The sequence below is a fragment of the Pseudoduganella sp. R-43 genome, from assembly GCF_049913255.1.
In the GTDB taxonomy this organism is placed as follows: domain Bacteria; phylum Pseudomonadota; class Gammaproteobacteria; order Burkholderiales; family Burkholderiaceae_D; genus Rugamonas.
Genome location: NZ_CP183988.1, coordinates 5,769,941 through 5,786,672, shown reverse-complemented (window position 1 = coordinate 5,786,672; position 16,732 = coordinate 5,769,941). Strand labels below are relative to the sequence as shown.

The 16,732-nt window shown below is 66.3% G+C and carries 12 protein-coding genes; 5 read left to right on the top strand and 7 right to left on the bottom strand.

Annotation, left to right across the window (positions count from 1 at the left end; translation table 11 throughout):
* The 4 genes from ACN9M3_RS26390 to ACN9M3_RS26375 all read right to left on the bottom strand — a co-directional run bounded on the left by ACN9M3_RS26390 (nucleotide 1) and on the right by ACN9M3_RS26375 (nucleotide 6,189).
* On the bottom strand, nucleotides 1–1,761 hold the full coding sequence (locus ACN9M3_RS26390; protein WP_426319107.1) for a methyl-accepting chemotaxis protein: 1,761 nt from the start codon (nucleotides 1,759–1,761) through the stop codon (nucleotides 1–3).
* Nucleotides 1,762–2,015: 254 nt separating this feature from the next.
* Entirely contained in the window at nucleotides 2,016–3,140 is a 1,125-nt protein-coding gene (locus ACN9M3_RS26385; RefSeq protein WP_426319106.1) for a branched-chain amino acid ABC transporter substrate-binding protein, read from the bottom strand.
* 71 nt (nucleotides 3,141–3,211) lie between these two features.
* Nucleotides 3,212–4,009 (bottom strand): substrate-binding periplasmic protein, encoded by a 798-nt coding sequence (locus ACN9M3_RS26380; protein WP_426319105.1) that lies wholly within the window; start codon nucleotides 4,007–4,009, stop codon nucleotides 3,212–3,214.
* An 83-nt stretch (nucleotides 4,010–4,092) separates the two neighbouring features.
* Complete coding sequence (locus tag ACN9M3_RS26375; protein WP_426319104.1) at nucleotides 4,093–6,189, bottom strand: hypothetical protein; 2,097 nt, start codon at nucleotides 6,187–6,189, stop codon at nucleotides 4,093–4,095.
* A gap of 136 nt (nucleotides 6,190–6,325) precedes the next feature.
* On the opposite strand from ACN9M3_RS26375, the gene ACN9M3_RS26370 reads away from it, so the two are divergent.
* Genes ACN9M3_RS26370 through ACN9M3_RS26350 form a run of 5 tightly spaced genes read left to right on the top strand, consistent with a single transcriptional unit; the run spans nucleotide 6,326 to nucleotide 13,069 of the window.
* Nucleotides 6,326–6,586 carry a hypothetical protein gene (locus ACN9M3_RS26370; protein ID WP_426164350.1) on the top strand — a complete coding sequence of 87 codons (261 nt, stop codon included), beginning with the start codon at nucleotides 6,326–6,328 and terminating at the stop codon, nucleotides 6,584–6,586.
* A gap of 15 nt (nucleotides 6,587–6,601) precedes the next feature.
* Complete coding sequence (locus ACN9M3_RS26365; RefSeq protein ID WP_426319103.1) at nucleotides 6,602–8,881, top strand: catalase; 2,280 nt, start codon at nucleotides 6,602–6,604, stop codon at nucleotides 8,879–8,881.
* 38 nt (nucleotides 8,882–8,919) lie between these two features.
* Nucleotides 8,920–10,545 carry an MFS transporter gene (locus tag ACN9M3_RS26360; RefSeq protein WP_426164346.1) on the top strand — a complete coding sequence of 542 codons (1,626 nt, stop codon included), beginning with the start codon at nucleotides 8,920–8,922 and terminating at the stop codon, nucleotides 10,543–10,545.
* Nucleotides 10,542–11,684 (top strand): HlyD family secretion protein, encoded by a 1,143-nt coding sequence (locus tag ACN9M3_RS26355; RefSeq protein WP_426319102.1) that lies wholly within the window; start codon nucleotides 10,542–10,544, stop codon nucleotides 11,682–11,684. The genes ACN9M3_RS26360 and ACN9M3_RS26355 overlap by 4 nt, the downstream gene beginning before the upstream one ends.
* A complete protein-coding gene (locus ACN9M3_RS26350; protein ID WP_426164342.1) occupies nucleotides 11,681–13,069 on the top strand; it encodes an efflux transporter outer membrane subunit in 1,389 nt (462 codons plus the stop codon). The genes ACN9M3_RS26355 and ACN9M3_RS26350 overlap by 4 nt, the downstream gene beginning before the upstream one ends.
* Here ACN9M3_RS26350 and ACN9M3_RS26345 read toward each other — a convergent pair.
* From ACN9M3_RS26345 to ACN9M3_RS26335, 3 genes are read right to left on the bottom strand one after another with little or no spacing between them, the layout of a single operon-like run.
* Entirely contained in the window at nucleotides 13,066–13,593 is a 528-nt protein-coding gene (locus ACN9M3_RS26345; protein WP_426164340.1) for a hypothetical protein, read from the bottom strand. The two genes, ACN9M3_RS26350 and ACN9M3_RS26345, sit on opposite strands and share 4 nt — an antisense overlap.
* Nucleotides 13,590–14,375: an archaeosortase/exosortase family protein gene (locus ACN9M3_RS26340; protein WP_426164338.1), complete on the bottom strand. Its 786-nt coding sequence runs from the start codon at nucleotides 14,373–14,375 to the stop codon at nucleotides 13,590–13,592. The genes ACN9M3_RS26345 and ACN9M3_RS26340 overlap by 4 nt, the downstream gene beginning before the upstream one ends.
* On the bottom strand, nucleotides 14,372–16,705 hold the full coding sequence (locus tag ACN9M3_RS26335) for a VIT domain-containing protein (protein WP_426319101.1): 2,334 nt from the start codon (nucleotides 16,703–16,705) through the stop codon (nucleotides 14,372–14,374). The genes ACN9M3_RS26340 and ACN9M3_RS26335 overlap by 4 nt, the downstream gene beginning before the upstream one ends.
* Between the last annotated feature and the right edge of the window lie 27 nt (nucleotides 16,706–16,732).

Below are 16,732 nucleotides of genomic sequence, written 5' to 3'. Positions count from 1 at the left end.
TCAGAACTCCGCCCACGCGCCGGCGTCGTCCTTCACCACTGCGGCCTTGCTGCGGGCGCGCTGCGGAATGGTGTGCTGGCTGGGCGCCTGTTGCGGCAGTGCAGGGCGGGGTGTTGCCGTACGCTGGCTGGCCGGCTTGCCGGCATGGGCCGGTGCGCGCGGTGCGGCGGCCACGGCGATGGCGGCACTGGTTGCCGCCTTGTGCAAGGTGAATACCGCCACCAGTTCCGACAGCTGGCTGGCCTGCGACTGCAGCGATTCGGCTGCGGCGGCAGCCTCCTCCACCAGCGCGGCGTTCTGCTGGGTCACGTGGTCCATCTCCGAGATCGCCTGGTTGACCTGGTCGATGCCGGTCGATTGCTCGGCGCTGGCCGCCGATATGTCCGCCATGATGTCGCTCACGCTGGCGATGCTCGCCACCACTTCGTCCATGGTGCGGCCGGCCTGGTCCACCAGCTTGCTGCCGCTTTCCGCGCAGGCCACCGAGTTCTCGATCAGCGCCTTGATTTCCTTGGCCGCGCCTGCGGAGCGGTGCGCCAGCGTGCGCACTTCGTTGGCCACCACGGCAAAGCCGCGGCCCTGGTCGCCGGCACGCGCCGCTTCCACCGCGGCATTCAGGGCCAGGATATTGGTCTGGAAGGCGATGCCGTCGATCACCGAGATGATGTCCACCACGCGCTTCGAGGCCTCGTTGATGGAGCCCATGGTATCGACGACCTGCGCCACCACGGCGCCGCCGCGCGTCGCCACTTCCGATGCCGACGCGGCCAGCTGGTTGGCCTGGCGCGCATTGTCGGCGTTCTGGCGTACGGCGGAAGTCAGTTCCTCCATCGACGAAGCAGTTTCTTCCAGCGAGCCGGCCTGCTGCTCGGTGCGCGAGGACAGGTCCTGGTTGCCCACCGCGATCTGCTGGGTGGCAGTGGCAATGGTTTCCGTGCCGCTGCGCACCTGGCCCACGATCTGTGCCAGGCTGTCGCGCATGCGGCCCAGGGCGAACAGCATGCTGGACTTGTCGTTCGGCCTGGTGCGGATGTCGACCGACAGGTCGCCGCCGGCAATGCGTTCGGCAATCGCCGCGGCATCAGCCGGTTCGCCGCCCAGCTGGCGCAGCAGGCCGCGGGTGATCCACGCGCCCAGGCCAAGGCCCATCAATGCACTGCCCAGCACCAGCATGATCATGAAGTTGCGGCTGGACTGGTACAGGTCGACGGAGGCGCGTGCCGCTTCGGCAGCGTTCTTTTCCTTCATGCGCGCCAGTTCGGACATGCGGTCGTCAGCCGAGTTGGAAACGCTGGCCATCGAGCCCAGCACATAGTTGACCAGGTCACGGTTTTCCTGCAGTGGCTCGGCCCTGGCGCGGCGCATGGCTTCCTGCACGCCTTTGTCGTAGGCTTCCAGTTCGCTGTTCAGCTTGGCCAGCAATTCGCGCCCCTTGGGAGAAAAGAAGCGCTTGTCCGCTTCGGCCAGGTTGGCCCGCATCTCGCTGCGGCCGGTTTCGATGCGTGCCAGGTATTTGTCGCGTTCCTGCTCGCTGGATGCCAACAGCAAGCCGCGCAGCGAACGTCCGATGAACACCAGGTTGATATTGGCTTCCTTTATGTACGACAAGCCAAGCAACTCGCGCTCGTAGACGCGCTCGCCCATATCGTTCAACTTGCTCATGTTGACAATGCCGATGCCGGCCACCAGGGCGCCGACCAGGGCAATGATGGCAAAGCCGCTGAGCAAGCGGGTGCCGACTTTCATTCGGTTGAGGTTCATTGTTTGTCTCTCCACGGATTCGCGTTCAGGCAGCCAGCGGAAGCTGGGCGGAAGTAATGACAGGTGCAAGCAGCGTGGACAGGGCCGATTGGCGAGTTGCCATGTGGCGCGGCCGGGGGGCCGTGCAGCAACTACAGGAAGGAGTCTAGCGGCAAAAACGCGCGATAAATTCTCCAATTGTCACTGTGGAAGATTCGCGACAGTTGGGAACTGCGGCCGGCTGCTGTGGCCGGCCGCAGGGGAAGCGGGGCTTCTTAATAGCTTGCTATGGCGGCCGGCTGGCCGTTCCTGAAGCTGAAGATGGTCACTGGCGAGGACTTCATGTCGCCTTTGGCATCGAAGGCGTATGTGCCGGAGACGCCCTTGTAGCTGCCGGCGGAAATATCGGCGCCGACCTTGGCCGGGTCGATCGAATTCACCTTCTGCATCGAGGCTGCGTACATCAGCACGGCGTCGTAGTAGGCCGACGCATAGACGTCCGGTTCGGCATTGAAGCGCTTCTTGAATTTGGCCTTGAAGGCCGGGCCGGAAGCCGCTTTCTCCAGCAGCGCTCCGCCCTGTGCGCACAGGACATTGTCGCCGACGGCATCGCCGCCCAGCTTGCCCATTTCCGCGGTGCAGATGGTGTCGCCGCCCAGCAGCCTGGCCTGGATGCCCAGCTGCTTCATCTGGCGCGCCATCGGTGCGCCTTGCGGCGCGTAGCCGCCGAAGAATACGGCCTGGACGTTCTTCGATTTCAGCTTGGTCAGGATGGCGGTGAAGTCGACCGCCTTGTCGGTAGTGTATTCGTGCCCGGCGACCTGCAGGCCGGAAGCGCGTGCCTGCTTCTTGAATTCTTCCGCCAGGCCCTGCCCGAAGGCAGTGCGGTCGTCGATTACCGCGACATTCTTCACCTTCAGCTCATTGGCGGCGTACAGCGCCATCTTGGAGCCGAGCTGGGTGTCGCTGGCATTGATGCGAAAGATTCCCTTGTAACCTTGTTGTGTTAACTTCGGGTTGGTTGCTACCGGTGCGATCAGGGCGCCGGCTTCGTTATAGATGCGGGAAGCGGGAATGGCGACGCCGGAGTTGTACGGGCCGACCACGTATTTGACGCCGGCATCGGCCAGCTTCTGGGCGGCGGAAACGCCGGCTTTCGGGTCGCCCTGGTCGTCTTCCGACATCAGTTCGAATTTGAGTTTCTTGCCGCCGACGGTGATCGGCTTGGCGTTCAGTTCTTCGATGGCCAGGCGAGCGCCGTTTTCATTGTCCTTGCCGGAAAACGCTTGTGCGCCGGACAGCGGGCCGCTATGGCCGATCTTTACCACCATGTCCTGCGCGCAGGCGCCAGCGGCCATTGCCAGCAGCGCCGCTGCGCTTGCCGAGTGCTTCAGCTTCATCGAAGGGTCTCCCTTTGTTTGTCGATGGCGTGATTATCCACAATCCGGGCGGCGCGGCAAGCCGCAGCGCATCATGAAGCACGGGGAGGACTGGAGAGGGAGGCGCGCTTTTGCTGCTTGGCGAGGGCGGCGTTGATGCGGTCGATCAGGCCGGCGTCCTTGCCCTTGGAAATAGCGAAGTACTGCTGGTTCTCGGCCTGGACTGGGCGAGGCAGTACGCTGAGCGTCAGCCCCGGCGGCAACTGGAGTTCCCTGGCCAGAGGGGCAGCAAAGGCGCGCAACTCGGCTTCCACTTCTGCCGCATTCTGCCAGTCAGGCTGGAAAAGCAGCACAGCGTCCACTCGCTTCAACAGGAGGCGCCGCAGGCGTATGGTGCGCGATGGAATATCGTCTTCCACGCGAAACAGTTTGTTACGCGATTGTTCGAATTCTTCGCCGTATCCGTAGCCGTGGACGGCGCCGACGGTCTTGCCTTTCAGGTCGGCCAGTGATTCGAAAGGAAATGTGGCGTCGCTGCGGGTGACGATCCACAAGGTATTGCTGGCGACCGGTTCGCTGTAGTGCAGGTCGCGCAACCGATCGGAATTCTTGGGCAGGCCGAAAACCAGGCCGGCGCCATTGCGGGCATTGCGTTCGGCGCGCGCCCAGGGGTACATGCGGAGCTGGAACTTGACGCCGAGTTCGGCCTCAAGGAAAGCGAACAATTGTTGCTGCCAGGGGCGCAGCGCTTGCACCTTCCCATTCTGGTCCAGTGCTTCGCCGACAATCAGCGTGACCGGCTGCGGCTTGGCCCGGATGGGCAAGCCGAGGGCGCTGGCCAACAGCAGGGGACCGGTGCGCAGCAAGCGGCGGCGAGGCGTGGAAATCATGCATTTGATTATGCCGCCGGCTGGAAGGGAGGGGGAGCACGATACAGATCAGCTAGTGCGTGCCGACAACGTTCCGTTTGCTTTCAGGCATTATTGTCGATGCGGCTGCCGGGAGGCGGCGCTGCCGGCGTGCCTGGAGCCTGCGGCGCACCGGGCGCAGCCCGCCCGCCGCGTGCGCGCCCTGCCAGCGCTCCTTCGCCGGGCGTGCCGGCGCCCGCTGCGCCGCTGCCGGGACTGTTGCCCGGCTGCCCGCCCGCGCCGGCATGGCGGCCGGTAGCGGGCTCTGCTGCGCGCTGGACCGGGCGTGACTGGACCGGCGCGACGGGCGTGGTGGCGGGCACGGCCACCGGGGCGGGAACCGGTTCGATGGCCGGCGCCGCGGCGGGAGGACGTCCCGCTGCGGCGGCGATATCGCCGGTACGGTAGGCCGCCACAGCGGCGGCAATGGCGGGGTCGGCGGCTTGCAGGCGTTGGGCTTGCTGCGACGTGGGAGCGGCAGCGCGGCGCGCTGCCTCGGCAGCAAGGGCGGCGCGCTCGGCGGCTGCGCTCGCTTCCTGCGCGGCAGCGGCAGCAGCAGCGGCCGTGGCGGAGGTGCCTGCCGCGGTGGCGCCGGCCTGGCCGGCGCCCGCCGCCGGGCCTGGTCCTGGGCCGGCGGCAATGCCGCTTGCGCTTGCGCCGCTGACCTGTGGTCCTGCCGCGCTGATTGCTGCCTCCGGTGGGCGGATCGCGGTATTGCCGGGTGGGACGGCGCCAGGCGGTGCAGCCGGTGCACCAGCGACGGCCGGGTTGGGCGGGGCGGCCGGTGGCGCGATGGCAGCGTTGCTGGTCAGCGTGGCGGCAGCTTGCGCAGCGGCCTGGGCTTCACGCAATGCCTGGCGGCGAGCTTCGAGACGGTCTTCTGCTTGTTCGGTCGCCACATCGCGGGCGGCGCTCCTTGCCTGTTCCAGGCGCTGGGCGGTCAACCGGTCTTGCAGGGACAGGGCGTCGCTTGTCGCGGCTGCGCGGGTACGTTCGCTTTCTTCGGCAATGCGCCTGGCCTGTGCTGCAGAGGCATCTGCCTGGTCCTGTCGCGTACGTGCGGCGTTTGTCGCGGCTTGCTCGGCACGGAATTCTTGTGCGGCCACTGTCGCGGCCTGCTCGGGCGTCGGCGGGCCAGCGATCGTTGCTGTTGCGTTCGCGGCAGCACCAGCCTGGGCCGGTGATGGCGTTTCGCCTGCCGTCGCGCCAGCCGAACCGGCTGGTGCATTGCCGGCGGCAGTGCTGGCGGGCGCGGCATTCGCAGTGCTTGCTGCCTGCTGGCGGGCAAGTGCCAGTCGGGCGGCGATCAGTTCTTCCGTCTCGGCGGACTCTGCTTGCTCTGCGACCAGCCGGCGTGCGGTATCGAGACGGTCGGCCGCCGCGCGTTCGGCACGGGTGCGGCCGAGCTGGTTGGTTTCGGCCTCTTGCACGGCGGCGCGGCGCGCGGCGTCGAGGCGGTCGGCCAATGCCTGTGCGGCGAGGTCTTCTTCCCGGGTACTTTCCAATTGCCGCGTTTCCGCAGCCTGTGCCTCGGCGATACGCTGCTGCTGGGTATTTTCCAGCTGGTTGGCGGCCAGGGCCTCGCTGGCAACGCGGCGGGTTTCGGCCGCCTGTTCCGCCGCAATACGCTGCTGAGTTGCCAGGTCTGCCAGGTTGGGCGACGGTGTCGCTGCTGCATCGTCAGCGGCTGCCAGCGCCAGTGCGCCGGCGCCAGGCTGGGCAGCGGCAGCGGCAGCGTCGGCCACCGCGCCGACCGCTTCGCCGAGCCCGGCGATGGCACGTTGCGGCGCCGCGTTGAACGCCGCCGCCAGGGTGCCGTCGTCCGCCGACAGCGTGCCGCCGCTGGCGACGTTGATCCCGGCCTGCCCCAGCGCTGCCTGTTGCGATGTCAGCACGGCCGCCAGGGTGGCGGGGGCGTTGGCATTCATGTTCTCGACCACCTGCTGGGCCGCAGCTGCGAATGCCGCGGCATCGCCGCCTGATGCGGCCAGCTCGCGCAAGCGCCGCTGCGCCAGGACCAGGTTGGACAGGAACAGGCCAAGCGAGGACACCGAGGGCGTGGTATTGGCGGGCGCAGGCGTCGCCGAAGCCGGCGCCACACGGTCGCCCAGCGTTGCCGGCGTGACGGTGCTTGCGCTCGTGACAGGGTCGATAGGAATCACACGGCACCTTTCAACAGGGACAATCTCAGCTTGCCTGAAATCGCCGCCGCACATCGTTAGGTGGCGCACGGTGGATGCAAGCGTGCAGCCTTATCTTGACCCTTCCACTGCAACCTGAACGATAAGGAACCCGATCATGGACAACAACATCACCCGCAGCGACAACCCGGCCAAGGACTTGCGCGCCGGCATGCACAGCACGATTGACAAGGTGGCCGACAACATCACCAGCATCACCGACCAGGTGGGCGCCAAAGGCGACCAGTTGAATGCTGCCTACAAGCGCTTCGCCGAATCCGGACGCAACTACGTGCGCCAGAGCCCGGGCAAATCGCTGCTGGTTGCGCTGGCCGCAGGCTACGCTGTCTCCAAGCTGCTCGGTTCGCGCAAGCATTGAACCGGGGAGCGCGCCGTGCCCACGACCAAACCTGACCCGGCTAAACGCGGCGCCGGACTGGCCGCGCAATTTCCCTACAACGTCAACAAGGCTGCGGAGCATGGCGCGGGCGTTCCGCCTGCCGGCGCCACTGCCAGTCCAGCGGATCCGCTGGAGACAGCCGGCACCGCCAGCGAGGGCGCCGCATCGCCCAAGGCCGGGGCCGGCACGCCGCCGCAGGGCGACAATCCCAATAACGGACCGCTCGACCGGGTCCGTACCGATGCCGGCGGCCAGCCGCTCACGACCAACCAGGGCGTGCCGGTTGCCGACAACCAGAATTCCCTGAAGGCCGGCCTGCGCGGCCCCGCGCTGCTGGAAGACTTCATCCTGCGTGAGAAGATCACGCACTTCGACCACGAGCGCATTCCCGAACGTGTGGTGCATGCACGCGGCTCCGCAGCGCACGGCTACTTCGAGTGCTACCGCGAGCTGACGGAGCTGACGCGCGCCGCGCCGTTTGCCGCTGCGGGCAAGCGCACACCGGTTTTCGTGCGCTTCTCCACCGTGGCCGGTGAGCGCGGCTCGACCGATACCGCACGCGACGTGCGCGGCTTCGCCGTCAAGTTCTATACCGACGAAGGCAACTGGGACCTGGTCGGTAACAACATGCCTGTCTTCTTCATCCAGGACGCGATGAAATTCCCGGACCTGGTGCATGCGGTCAAGCCGGAGCCGCACAACGCCATGCCGCAGGCGGCCAGCGCGCATGACACATTCTGGGATTTCGTGTCGCTGATGCCGGAATCGATGCACATGCTGATGTGGCTGATGTCGGATCGCGCCATCCCGCGCAGCTTCCGCACCATGCAGGGCTTCGGCGTGCATACCTTCCGCATGGTCAATGCGGCGGGGCAGTCGCGCTTCGTCAAGTTCCACTGGCTGCCCAGGCAGGGTACCTATTCGCTCGTGTGGGACGAGGCCGTGCGCATTTCCGGCGCCGACCCCGATTTCCACCGCCGCGACCTGTGGGAGTCGATCGAAATGGGCGAATATCCGGAATGGGAGCTGGCGCTGCAAGTCTTCACAGAAGAAGTAGCGGCGGAATTCCCGTTCGACGTGCTCGACCCGACCAAGATCGTGCCGGAAGAACTGGTGCCGCTGCAGCCGGTCGGCCGCATGGTGCTGGACCGTAACCCCGACAACTTCTTCGCCGAGACGGAACAGGTGGCGTTCTGCGCCGCCCATGTCGTTCCGGGCATCGACTTCAGCAACGACCCGCTGCTGGCCGGACGCATCCACTCCTACGTGGACACCCAGATCAGCCGCCTGGGCGGGCCGAATTTCCATGAGATCCCGATCAATGCCCCGGTCGCGCAGGTGCACAACAACCAGCGCGACGGCATGCACCGCCAGGCCATTCATCGCGGCCGCGTAGCGTATGAACCGAACTCGCTGGGCGGAGGCTGCCCCTTCCAGGCCGGCCGCATGGGCTTCACGTCTTTCCCGGAACCGGTGCAGGAAGACAAGGTGCGCGGCAAGCCGGAACTGTTCGCCGACCATTACTCGCAGGCGCGCCTGTTCTGGCAAAGCCAGACGCCGGCCGAGCAGATGCACATCGCGCATGCCTTCAGCTTCGAATTAAGTAAGGTGCAGGTGCCAGCCATACGCGAACGCACCTTGTCCATGCTGGTCAACGTCGATGCGGCGCTGGCGGACATGGTGGCGCTGCGCCTGGGGACCAGGGTGCCGGATGCGCAGCCGATGGCCACGACGCGCGAGCTGCCCACCTACCAACCGTCGCCCGGGCTGTCGCTTCTGTCGCGGCCGGGGCAGGTGGGCATCCACGGCCGCAAGGTCGCGATCCTGATCGCGGCCGGCTGCGACGAGGCCATGGTCGATGCGCTGCAGGCCGGGCTGGAAGCGCAATGCGCGGTCACGCGCCTGGTGGCGCCCCACGTCGGCATGGTCGGCGGACTGGAGGCCGACATGTCGCTGGAGACCGGGCCGGCAGTGCTGTTCGATGCCGTGGTGGTGCCCGATGGCGATGCCGCGGCCGAAACCCTGGCGGCCAACGCGCTGGCAGTGGAGTTCGTGACGCTGCAATACCGCCACTGCAAGCCGCTGATGGTGGTGGGCGCGGGGGCGACGCTGCTGGCGGCAGCAGGAGTGCCGGCGACCTTGCCGGGCGGCGTGCCCGACCCGGGCCTGATAGGCACGGCGCCGGCCGACCTGCAGCCGGCCCTGGCGGCATTCATCGCAGCCCTGGCGGGGCCGCGCGTGTTCGACAGGGAGACCGACCCGCCGGCAGTGTAGTTGTAGGCAGCCGTTCTGCCTGGGTGTAGACTAATCCAATGGATGAGTATGCCCCACAAAAATGGCTGCCTCACGAGCGCCCGCTGCTGCCGGGCTCTCCCTCTACGCCGCTGCACTCGGCACCAAAGCGGCTGGCCTTCCTCCTGGTTGGGCTGATCGTCGCGCTGACCGGCGGACTCGGGAACGCGCTGGTCACGGTCAACCTAGTCTATGCCCAGGGCTCGCTGGGCGTGACCAGCGCGGAGATCCAATGGCTGCCGGCGGCCTACGTCATGGGCAATGTCTCCATGAACCTGTTGCTGGTGAAGTTCCGCCAGCAGTTTGGCCTGCGCCTGTTCACCGAACTGTTCCTGTTGCTGTATGCCGTGGTCACGGTGGCCCACCTGTTCGTGCACGGCCTGGCGTCGGCCATCGCGGTGCGTGCGGCGCACGGCATCAGCGGCGCCGCGCTGACGGTGCTGGGGCTGTACTATGTGCTGCAGGCCTTCCCGGCCCAGCACCGCTTGAAGGGTGTGGTGCTGGGCATCGGCTTTGCCCAATTGTCGCTGCCGCTGGCGCGCATCTTCTCTTCCGAACTGCTGTCCATCGCCGAATGGCGCGGCCTGTATTCTTTCGAGCTGGGCATGGCGCTGCTGTCCTTCGGCTGCGTGCTGCTGCTCAAGCTTCCTCCCGGCGACCGCGTGAAAGCGTTCGAGAAAATGGACTTCGTGACCTTTGCGCTGTTCGCGCCCGGCGTGGCCTTCCTGTGCGCCGTGCTGGCGCTGGGGCGCACGGTATGGTGGTTCGAGGCGCGCTGGATCGGCTGGGCCCTGGTCGCCTTCATCATCTTGTTCACGGCGGCGGTGGCAATCGAACATAACCGGCGCAAGCCCCTGCTCAATACGCGCTGGCTGACCACTGCCAGCATGACGCGCCTGGCGATCTCGGTGCTGCTGATCCGCGTGGTGCAGTCGGAGGCGGGCGGCGCGGTCGGCTTCCTGCAGGCGATCGGCTTGAACAACGACCAGATGCAAACCCTGTGGCTGGTGGCCCTGGCCGGGGCCACGCTGGGCATTCTCGCCAGTGCCCTGCTCATCGCGCCGCAGCGCCTGCAGCCGATGCTGATGTTCGCGCTGGCGCTAATGGCAGTGGGAGCGTGGATCGATTCGCAGGCCACCAGCCTGACGCGCCCGGAGCAGATGTATTTCAGCCAGTTCCTGCTGGCGTTCAGCGGCACGTTCTTCCTTGGGCCGATCTTCGTGTCGGGATTCGGTGCGGTGATCGCGCAGCCGTGCAACCTGATCAGCTTCTCGCTGATGTTTTCGATGACGCAGAACCTGGGCAGCCTGCTTGGCTCGGCGCTGGTGGGGACGTTCCAGGTGCTGCGTGAAAAATTCCATTCCAGCCAGCTGGTGGAGCACCTGACGCTGCAGGACCCGCAGGTAGCGTCGCGGGTGCAGGCGTTCGGCCTGCCGTCTCTGAGCGGGGCGGCGACCCGGGAGGCCAATATCCTGGCCTATAACGACGTCTTCCTGATGATCTTCTTTGTTGCTTGCGGCACGCTGGCGTGGATGGCGCTGCATTATGCGTGGCAGGTGTGCACGGCCACCCGTCCGGCGGCGCCGGCGCAGAATGCGCAGACTGGCATGGCGCAGGTTTCACTTTCCAATTCGGGGGCTCAATGAGCGCATCACCACCAGCAAACGAGACTCCCGCAACTGCGGCACCCGCCACCGCGCCTGCGCCTCCTGCGCCAGACCGGCGCGCACAGTGGCTGTCGGGCATTGGTTTCGCCCTGATCGCCTTGATTGGCGTACTGATCGTGCTGTACGCGTGGCGCCTGCCGCCCTTCACCAGTCCAGTGGTGTCGACCGAGAACGCCACGGTGCGCGGTCAGGTGACAGTCATAGGATCGCAACTGCCTGCTTATGTAGCGGACGTGAAGGTGCAGGACTTCCAGTTCGTGCACAAGGGCGACCTGCTGGTGGAACTGGATTCGCGCATTTACCGCCAGCGCTTCGAGCAGGCACAGGCCCAGTTGGCCGCGCAAAAGGCAGCACTGGCGAACTGGGAACAGTCGCGCGCCAGCGCCAGGGCCGGCATCGCCCTGCAGGAAGCCGTGCTGTCGAATGCGCAGGTGCAGGCGGCGCGTGCTTCGGCAGATTACGGGCGGGCGGAGCAACTGGTCGGCGACGGTTCGCTGTCGGTACGCGAGCAGGATGCGCAGCGAGCGGCGCGTGCGCAGGCGCTGGCGGCGGTAGCCCAGGCCAGGGCGAACGTGGATATCGCGCGCCAGCAGGCGCAATCCGTCACCGTGAATCGCGGCGCCCTGGAGGCGGCAGTGGCAAATGCGGAGGCGGCGCTGAAAGCAGCAAGCGTGGACCTGGACAATACACGCATCGTCGCACCGGCCGACGGGCAACTCGGACAGGTGAACGTGCGGCGTGGCGCGTATGTGGCCTCCGGTGCGCAGCTTATGGGCCTGGTGCCGCGTGAGATGTGGGTAATCGCCAACTTCAAGGAGACGCAGATGAACGCCGTGCAGGTGGGGCAGGGCGCAACCTTCAAGGTCGACGCGCTGGATGGCGCCACCCTGACCGGGCAGGTTGAGCGGATATCGCCTGCCACCGGTTCCGAGTTCGCCGTCCTGCCGGCAGATAACGCAACGGGCAACTTCGTCAAGATCTCGCAACGGATTCCCGTGCGGATCAGGATCGACCAGGGCCAGAAGCTGGCGCAACGCCTGCGGCCAGGGATGTCGGTCATCGTCAGCGTCGATACCTCCGCTGTCCTGAACGAGAAAGCAGCGGGAGCGCGGCCATGAAGCGTAGCGCTGCCGCATGCGTTGCCCTGGCGCTGGCCGGCTGCGCCGCGCGCATCCCCGCAGCGCTCGAACCGCAGCTGTCGGTCCCCGGGCAATGGCGCAGCCAGCCTCCCGCCACAACTGGGCCCGCATCACGGGCCCAGCTGGAGCGCGAGTGGTGGCAGGCGTACGGCGACCCGGCGCTGTCCGCCTTGGTGGATCGAGTGCTGGAGCACAATACGGACGCACGCCTGGCGCGTTTGCGCGTAGTGGAGTTCCGCGCGCGGCTGGCGGCGGCGGAGGCCAACCGGGCGCCGACGCTGGGCGCCACCTTGACGCCAGTGCGCACGCGCACACTGGCCTACAACGGCGTGCCCTACATCACCAACCTTTTTTCCGGCGAGTTCCAGGCGGCGTATGAAGTCGACTTGTGGGGGCGCCTGGCGCGTGCCAGCGAGGCGGCAGGGCAATCGCTGGCAGCCGAACAGGCCAACGCTGACGCCGCGCAACTGTCGGTGGCGGCGCTGGCTGCCAACGGCTACCTGCAACTGCGCGGGCTCGATGCCCAACTCGACTTGGCGCGCGCCACCCTGGACTTGCGCGAGCATTCGCGCCGGCTGGCGCAGCGGCAGTTCGAGACCGGCTATACCTCGCGCCTGGAATGGCTGCAGGCGCAAGCCGAGTACGAGGCCGCCGCCGAACAGATCCCGCAGTTGCAGCGGCAAATCAGCGACCAGGAAAACGCACTGTCCCTGCTGGCCGGCAGCAGCCCAGGTCCGGTCGCGCGCGGCAAGACCCTGGACGAACTGTCCCCGCCGGAAATACCGGTCGGCCTCCCATCAAGCTTGCTCCAGCGGCGTCCCGACATCGCGCGCGCCGCGCACAATCTGGCGGCAGCGAAGGCCGGGGTGCGGGCGACCAGCGAGCAATTGCTGCCGGCCTTCCGCCTTACCGCTACCGGCGGCATGCAATCGCCGGATTTCAGCAAGTTCCTGCACGATCCGACCTTCCTGTGGCGCGTAGGCGCAGGCATGACCGCGCCAATCTGGGATGGCGGCCGCGTGCAGGCGCAGACCGATGCCGCCGCCGCCCAGCGCGACCAATCGCTGGTGGCCTACGAGCAGACGGTGCGCGCGGCGCTGGTGGAAGTGGAGAACAGCCTGACGGCCTTGCAGCGTTTGCAGGAGCAGTCGGTACAGAATGACGCGCGCCGCGCCACGGCGGCCGAAACGCTGCGCATTGCGCGCAACCGCTACCGCAATGGCTACGCCTCCTACCTGGAAGAACTGGATGCGCAACGCACGCTGTTCAACGCCGACGTGACGCGCCTTCAGTTGCGCAGCCGCGTGCTAGGCGCCAGCGTGGACCTGTACCGCGCACTGGGCGGCGGCTGGGCGGCCGACTAAGGCGCATGCCCGCTGGCGCTTTTCGCAACGGTGATGGCCCACCACGGTCCGTTTGTCTGCCCCAGTTGCGCTGCCCAATACCAGGCCGAGACGTCGCTCCACTGCCCGCCGTGGCCATCGGTAATCCGTTCGTGCACTTCAAGCTTCTGCGCTCCGCGGGACGCGATGAAGCCCGACCAGCGCTCGTTTCCGACGATCTTGACGGGCCGCATGGCGAGCTCGTAGCCATTCGCCTTGAAGCAGTCGCTGCTTGCATGCAGCTTGCGCGTGCCCCGGTCCACCCAACGGATGACGATTTCGCGCTCGCCATCGCTGAATCGGCCTACGCGTCCAGGGAAGTTCTGCTGGAAACGCGCTTCGATCGGCGTGAGGGGAAGCGGCGAAAGCGGCTTGCCTTCAAAGCTGGCGGGCCATCCTGGAAAGCCGGCCATGACGCGGGAGCTTGCACCGCTTTCGACGCACGCGGGCGCGAGCGCGGCCAAAACGCACAAGCCTGCGAACGCCATGGCGGCTAACGGTCTCATGGAGCACTCCTGCCCATGCGATGGGTCATGAACAGGATTGCCGCGCCCGCGCCGGCAAAGCTGACGATGCCGATGGCGCCATGCGCCGCCTGCTGCAGGTGCACGATGCCGGTTTCCACGTAGAACAGCGCCGAAGCGCGGAGTGCATTGGCCGCAACGACCACGACGACTGCCAGCGTCAGCGCCGCAGCCGTGGGTAGCGATGCAAGGCGCTTGGCTCCTGCCGCGGCGCTTGCCAGGAGCAGGCCTGTCCACAGCATTTTCACTCCGCTGCATGGTGCGTCGATCGACACCAGCTGTCCATGCCATGCCAGCATGGCGCCCTCGCGCGTTACGAGGACGCCGTTCATGCGCAGCAGGAAAACCGAGACGTCGCCGGCGAGAACCCGCAGCGGATATCCCAGGTAGAACTGCAAGGTTGCGGCGAACGGCAATGCAAGGATGCAAAGCGAGAACAGGGCTACGTCAAATCGCTTGCCCAGCCTGGCGCTGCTGGCCAGCGCAGTGATTGCCGCCGCAAGGATCAATGAACGCGCCGGCACAGGTACCTTGCAAATGGTGGCGGCGAGATAGACGGCAAGGCATGCGCACGGCAGCAGCAGCGGACGTGCCAGGGTTTGCTGCGCCGGCGCAAAGGCTACGACGGCTGCGGCGGCCGCCGCGGCCAGCAAGCCTGCACTGTCGTTCGAACCGTCCAGCGTGCCCGTGGCGAACCAGAGCAGGACCGGCCAGCACGCCAGGCACAATGCGGCCAGCAGCAGGGGAAATGGCGCCGGCTTCATTGCGGCCTGAGGCGGCGGTGCCACGCCAGCATGAGGGTCGCCACCAGGATCATCGCCCAGGTTTCCGGCTCAGGGATAGTCGGCACGCTGCCCGGCGGTACGGGCTCCAGGCCGGCATCCTTGTATTGCTCGCGCGTTTCCAGCACCACGGCGCCGGTGACGGGGGTAACCAACTGGTAGCGTACGGCCAGGCTGACGGCATCCGCTTTCCGGGACGAGGCTGCGCTCATTGCGGCGACTTCGTTTGCCGCCCACAGCCGCACCAGGTGCTGCGAGGTTTGGCTCGATTGTGGCATGCCACCGCCGCTGCGTCGCTCGCGCAACAGGACCGTGCGCCTGGCTCCGGGCGCCCATTGTGCAAACAGCTTGCCGAGATCTTCGGCCAGGTTGCCGAAGCTTGCTACCGCGCTTGCTCCCTCGAGCTGCTGCGCTATCACGTTTGGTCCCCGTTCCACGGCCAGGTCATACAGGGCGACCTGGCTTGCCCTGCGTTCCAGCCGCTGCTGCAAGGCGCCCGTTGACTGGGATGCCAGCGGCTGGGCGCCATGGATCCATACAATCGCTCCGCGCGACGACATGGCGGCCCAGTCCCACGCCATACCCAGTGCTTCGCTGTTATCGCGTCCGCCGGCGAAGTCCAGCTTGCCGATGTACTGGCGCGTAAGTAGCGAGTTGGTGCCGTCATGGAGGAACAGCGACGGTGTCTCGTCCCCGGCAAACACCACGGCCATCTCGATGTTTCGCGGGAAGGAAGCCAGGGCCTCAAGCAGTTGATGCTTCCGTTGCAGCATTGAGGCCGAGCCGTCGATGACGATGGCCACCCGCTGCGGCGGAATGGCGGTGGCTTCGCTGACTTCCTGGACGACGTTCTTGCCGTCTCCGCCTTTCTCATCGGTGCTCCATGCCAGCGCTGCCGGCCGCGCGCCTGGCACCCAGACCGTATGCATTGGATGCGCCGGCAAGGGTTCGGCCAGTTCGCCGCGTACGGCAAAGATGCCGCGTGGGCCTGCCTGGGCTCTTAACCCGGGGCTGCCTTTCAACGGTGCGGCTGACTCGAACCATACGGCGTGGCGCAAGTCCGGCGCCAGGTCGAAGTTGCGTTCACTGAAGGCCGGCAACCGGAGATGCATTGCTTGCTGGCCTTGAGTCACCAGGGGAATGGTGATGCCGAGGCGGATTTTCATGTCGCCGGATGGGGGGATTGGAAACAGCTGCACCAGAATCCGGTCATGCCCCGCCGTGGTGACCAGCAGCGGATCACGGTTTTTGCTGACCACTTTCGCGTAGGCTTCGCGTACCTGCGCGCGGGCTCCGAAACCGGCCTCGCGCTCCTCTCCGTCAATCCACAGCGTTGCGCGCGACACGACGCCGCCCGGCGGCAGGACTACTTCCGCCCGGCCTTCCTGCTGGCTGGGCGACTTGTTGTGAAACTCCATGGTCCATTCCAAGTAGCCCAGCGCGGCATTGGCGTCAATCGATCCATCCATGCGCGAGGCTGCCAGCGCGACGTCGTTGACGCGCTGGCCTACATCGGCATTTCCCTGGCCATCGTCGAATGTGCGCTCCCACTCGCGCATCGAGCGGTGAACAGGGGCGGGGCGGGAGTTGAATACTGTTCCCGTCACCTGGTAGAAGACGGTTCGGGCACGCTGCGGGTCGGCTTCCGCCTGGCTTGTGAACAGGGTGCCGAGCAGGTCGGTCGCCTGTGCGCCCTGGCGGTAGCAAAGGCGCAGCATCAAGTCCTCATCGCCCACTTTGCGTAAGAGCCGGATGCCGCGCAAGCGAATTTCGGCGGAATCCGACGCAGCCATCTGCATGCCGATCCTTGTCATGGTGGACGGGGCATCAATCACCAGCAGTACCAGGAATGCGAGCGCGATGCCTTGCCACAGCTTGCCAGGCGATTGTCCGCTTCCAGCCCTCAATGCCTTTCTGGAGAATACGACGCATGCCACGGCAAACATCGGCGAGAGGCCAAGCAGGCCGATGCCGAGCGCGATGACCGCGAATGCCGCAATGGGGGATATCGGCAGGAATACCAGGCTGTAAAACACGGCAACGCCGGCGGAGAATGCATGCAAAAGGGCCCAGCGCGGTGGTAATGCCGCGCCGCGCCTCAATGCGAGCAATAGCCGTACGTTTGCCAATGGAATGGTGGCGTACAAGGCGAAGTGAATCGGCGTCGGAAGGGGATCGAAGAAGATCTGGCGGCACATGCCGGTGATTGACTCAAACAGCAGCGCGGCGATGGGCAGGGCGACCCCGAACAGTGCGACAAACGCGATAGTCCCGTTTGCCGGCCGGCCTGCTACGGCGGAATTTGTTGGCATTGCGCTTCCATGGTGGATGGTGGAAGC

What these genes read in the sequence shown, in the direction of transcription:
- ACN9M3_RS26390 (WP_426319107.1), bottom strand. Translation starts at nt 1,761, where the DNA reads ATGAACCTCAACCGAATGAAAGTCGGCACCCGCTTGCTCAGCGGCTTT.
- ACN9M3_RS26385 (WP_426319106.1), bottom strand. Translation starts at nt 3,140, where the DNA reads ATGAAGCTGAAGCACTCGGCAAGCGCAGCGGCGCTGCTGGCAATGGCC.
- ACN9M3_RS26380 (WP_426319105.1), bottom strand. Translation starts at nt 4,009, where the DNA reads ATGATTTCCACGCCTCGCCGCCGCTTGCTGCGCACCGGTCCCCTGCTG.
- ACN9M3_RS26370 (WP_426164350.1), top strand. Translation starts at nt 6,326, where the DNA reads ATGGACAACAACATCACCCGCAGCGACAACCCGGCCAAGGACTTGCGC.
- ACN9M3_RS26360 (WP_426164346.1), top strand. Translation starts at nt 8,920, where the DNA reads ATGGATGAGTATGCCCCACAAAAATGGCTGCCTCACGAGCGCCCGCTG.
- ACN9M3_RS26355 (WP_426319102.1), top strand. Translation starts at nt 10,542, where the DNA reads ATGAGCGCATCACCACCAGCAAACGAGACTCCCGCAACTGCGGCACCC.
- ACN9M3_RS26350 (WP_426164342.1), top strand. Translation starts at nt 11,681, where the DNA reads ATGAAGCGTAGCGCTGCCGCATGCGTTGCCCTGGCGCTGGCCGGCTGC.
- ACN9M3_RS26345 (WP_426164340.1), bottom strand. Translation starts at nt 13,593, where the DNA reads ATGAGACCGTTAGCCGCCATGGCGTTCGCAGGCTTGTGCGTTTTGGCC.
- ACN9M3_RS26340 (WP_426164338.1), bottom strand. Translation starts at nt 14,375, where the DNA reads ATGAAGCCGGCGCCATTTCCCCTGCTGCTGGCCGCATTGTGCCTGGCG.
- ACN9M3_RS26335 (WP_426319101.1), bottom strand. Translation starts at nt 16,705, where the DNA reads ATGCCAACAAATTCCGCCGTAGCAGGCCGGCCGGCAAACGGGACTATC.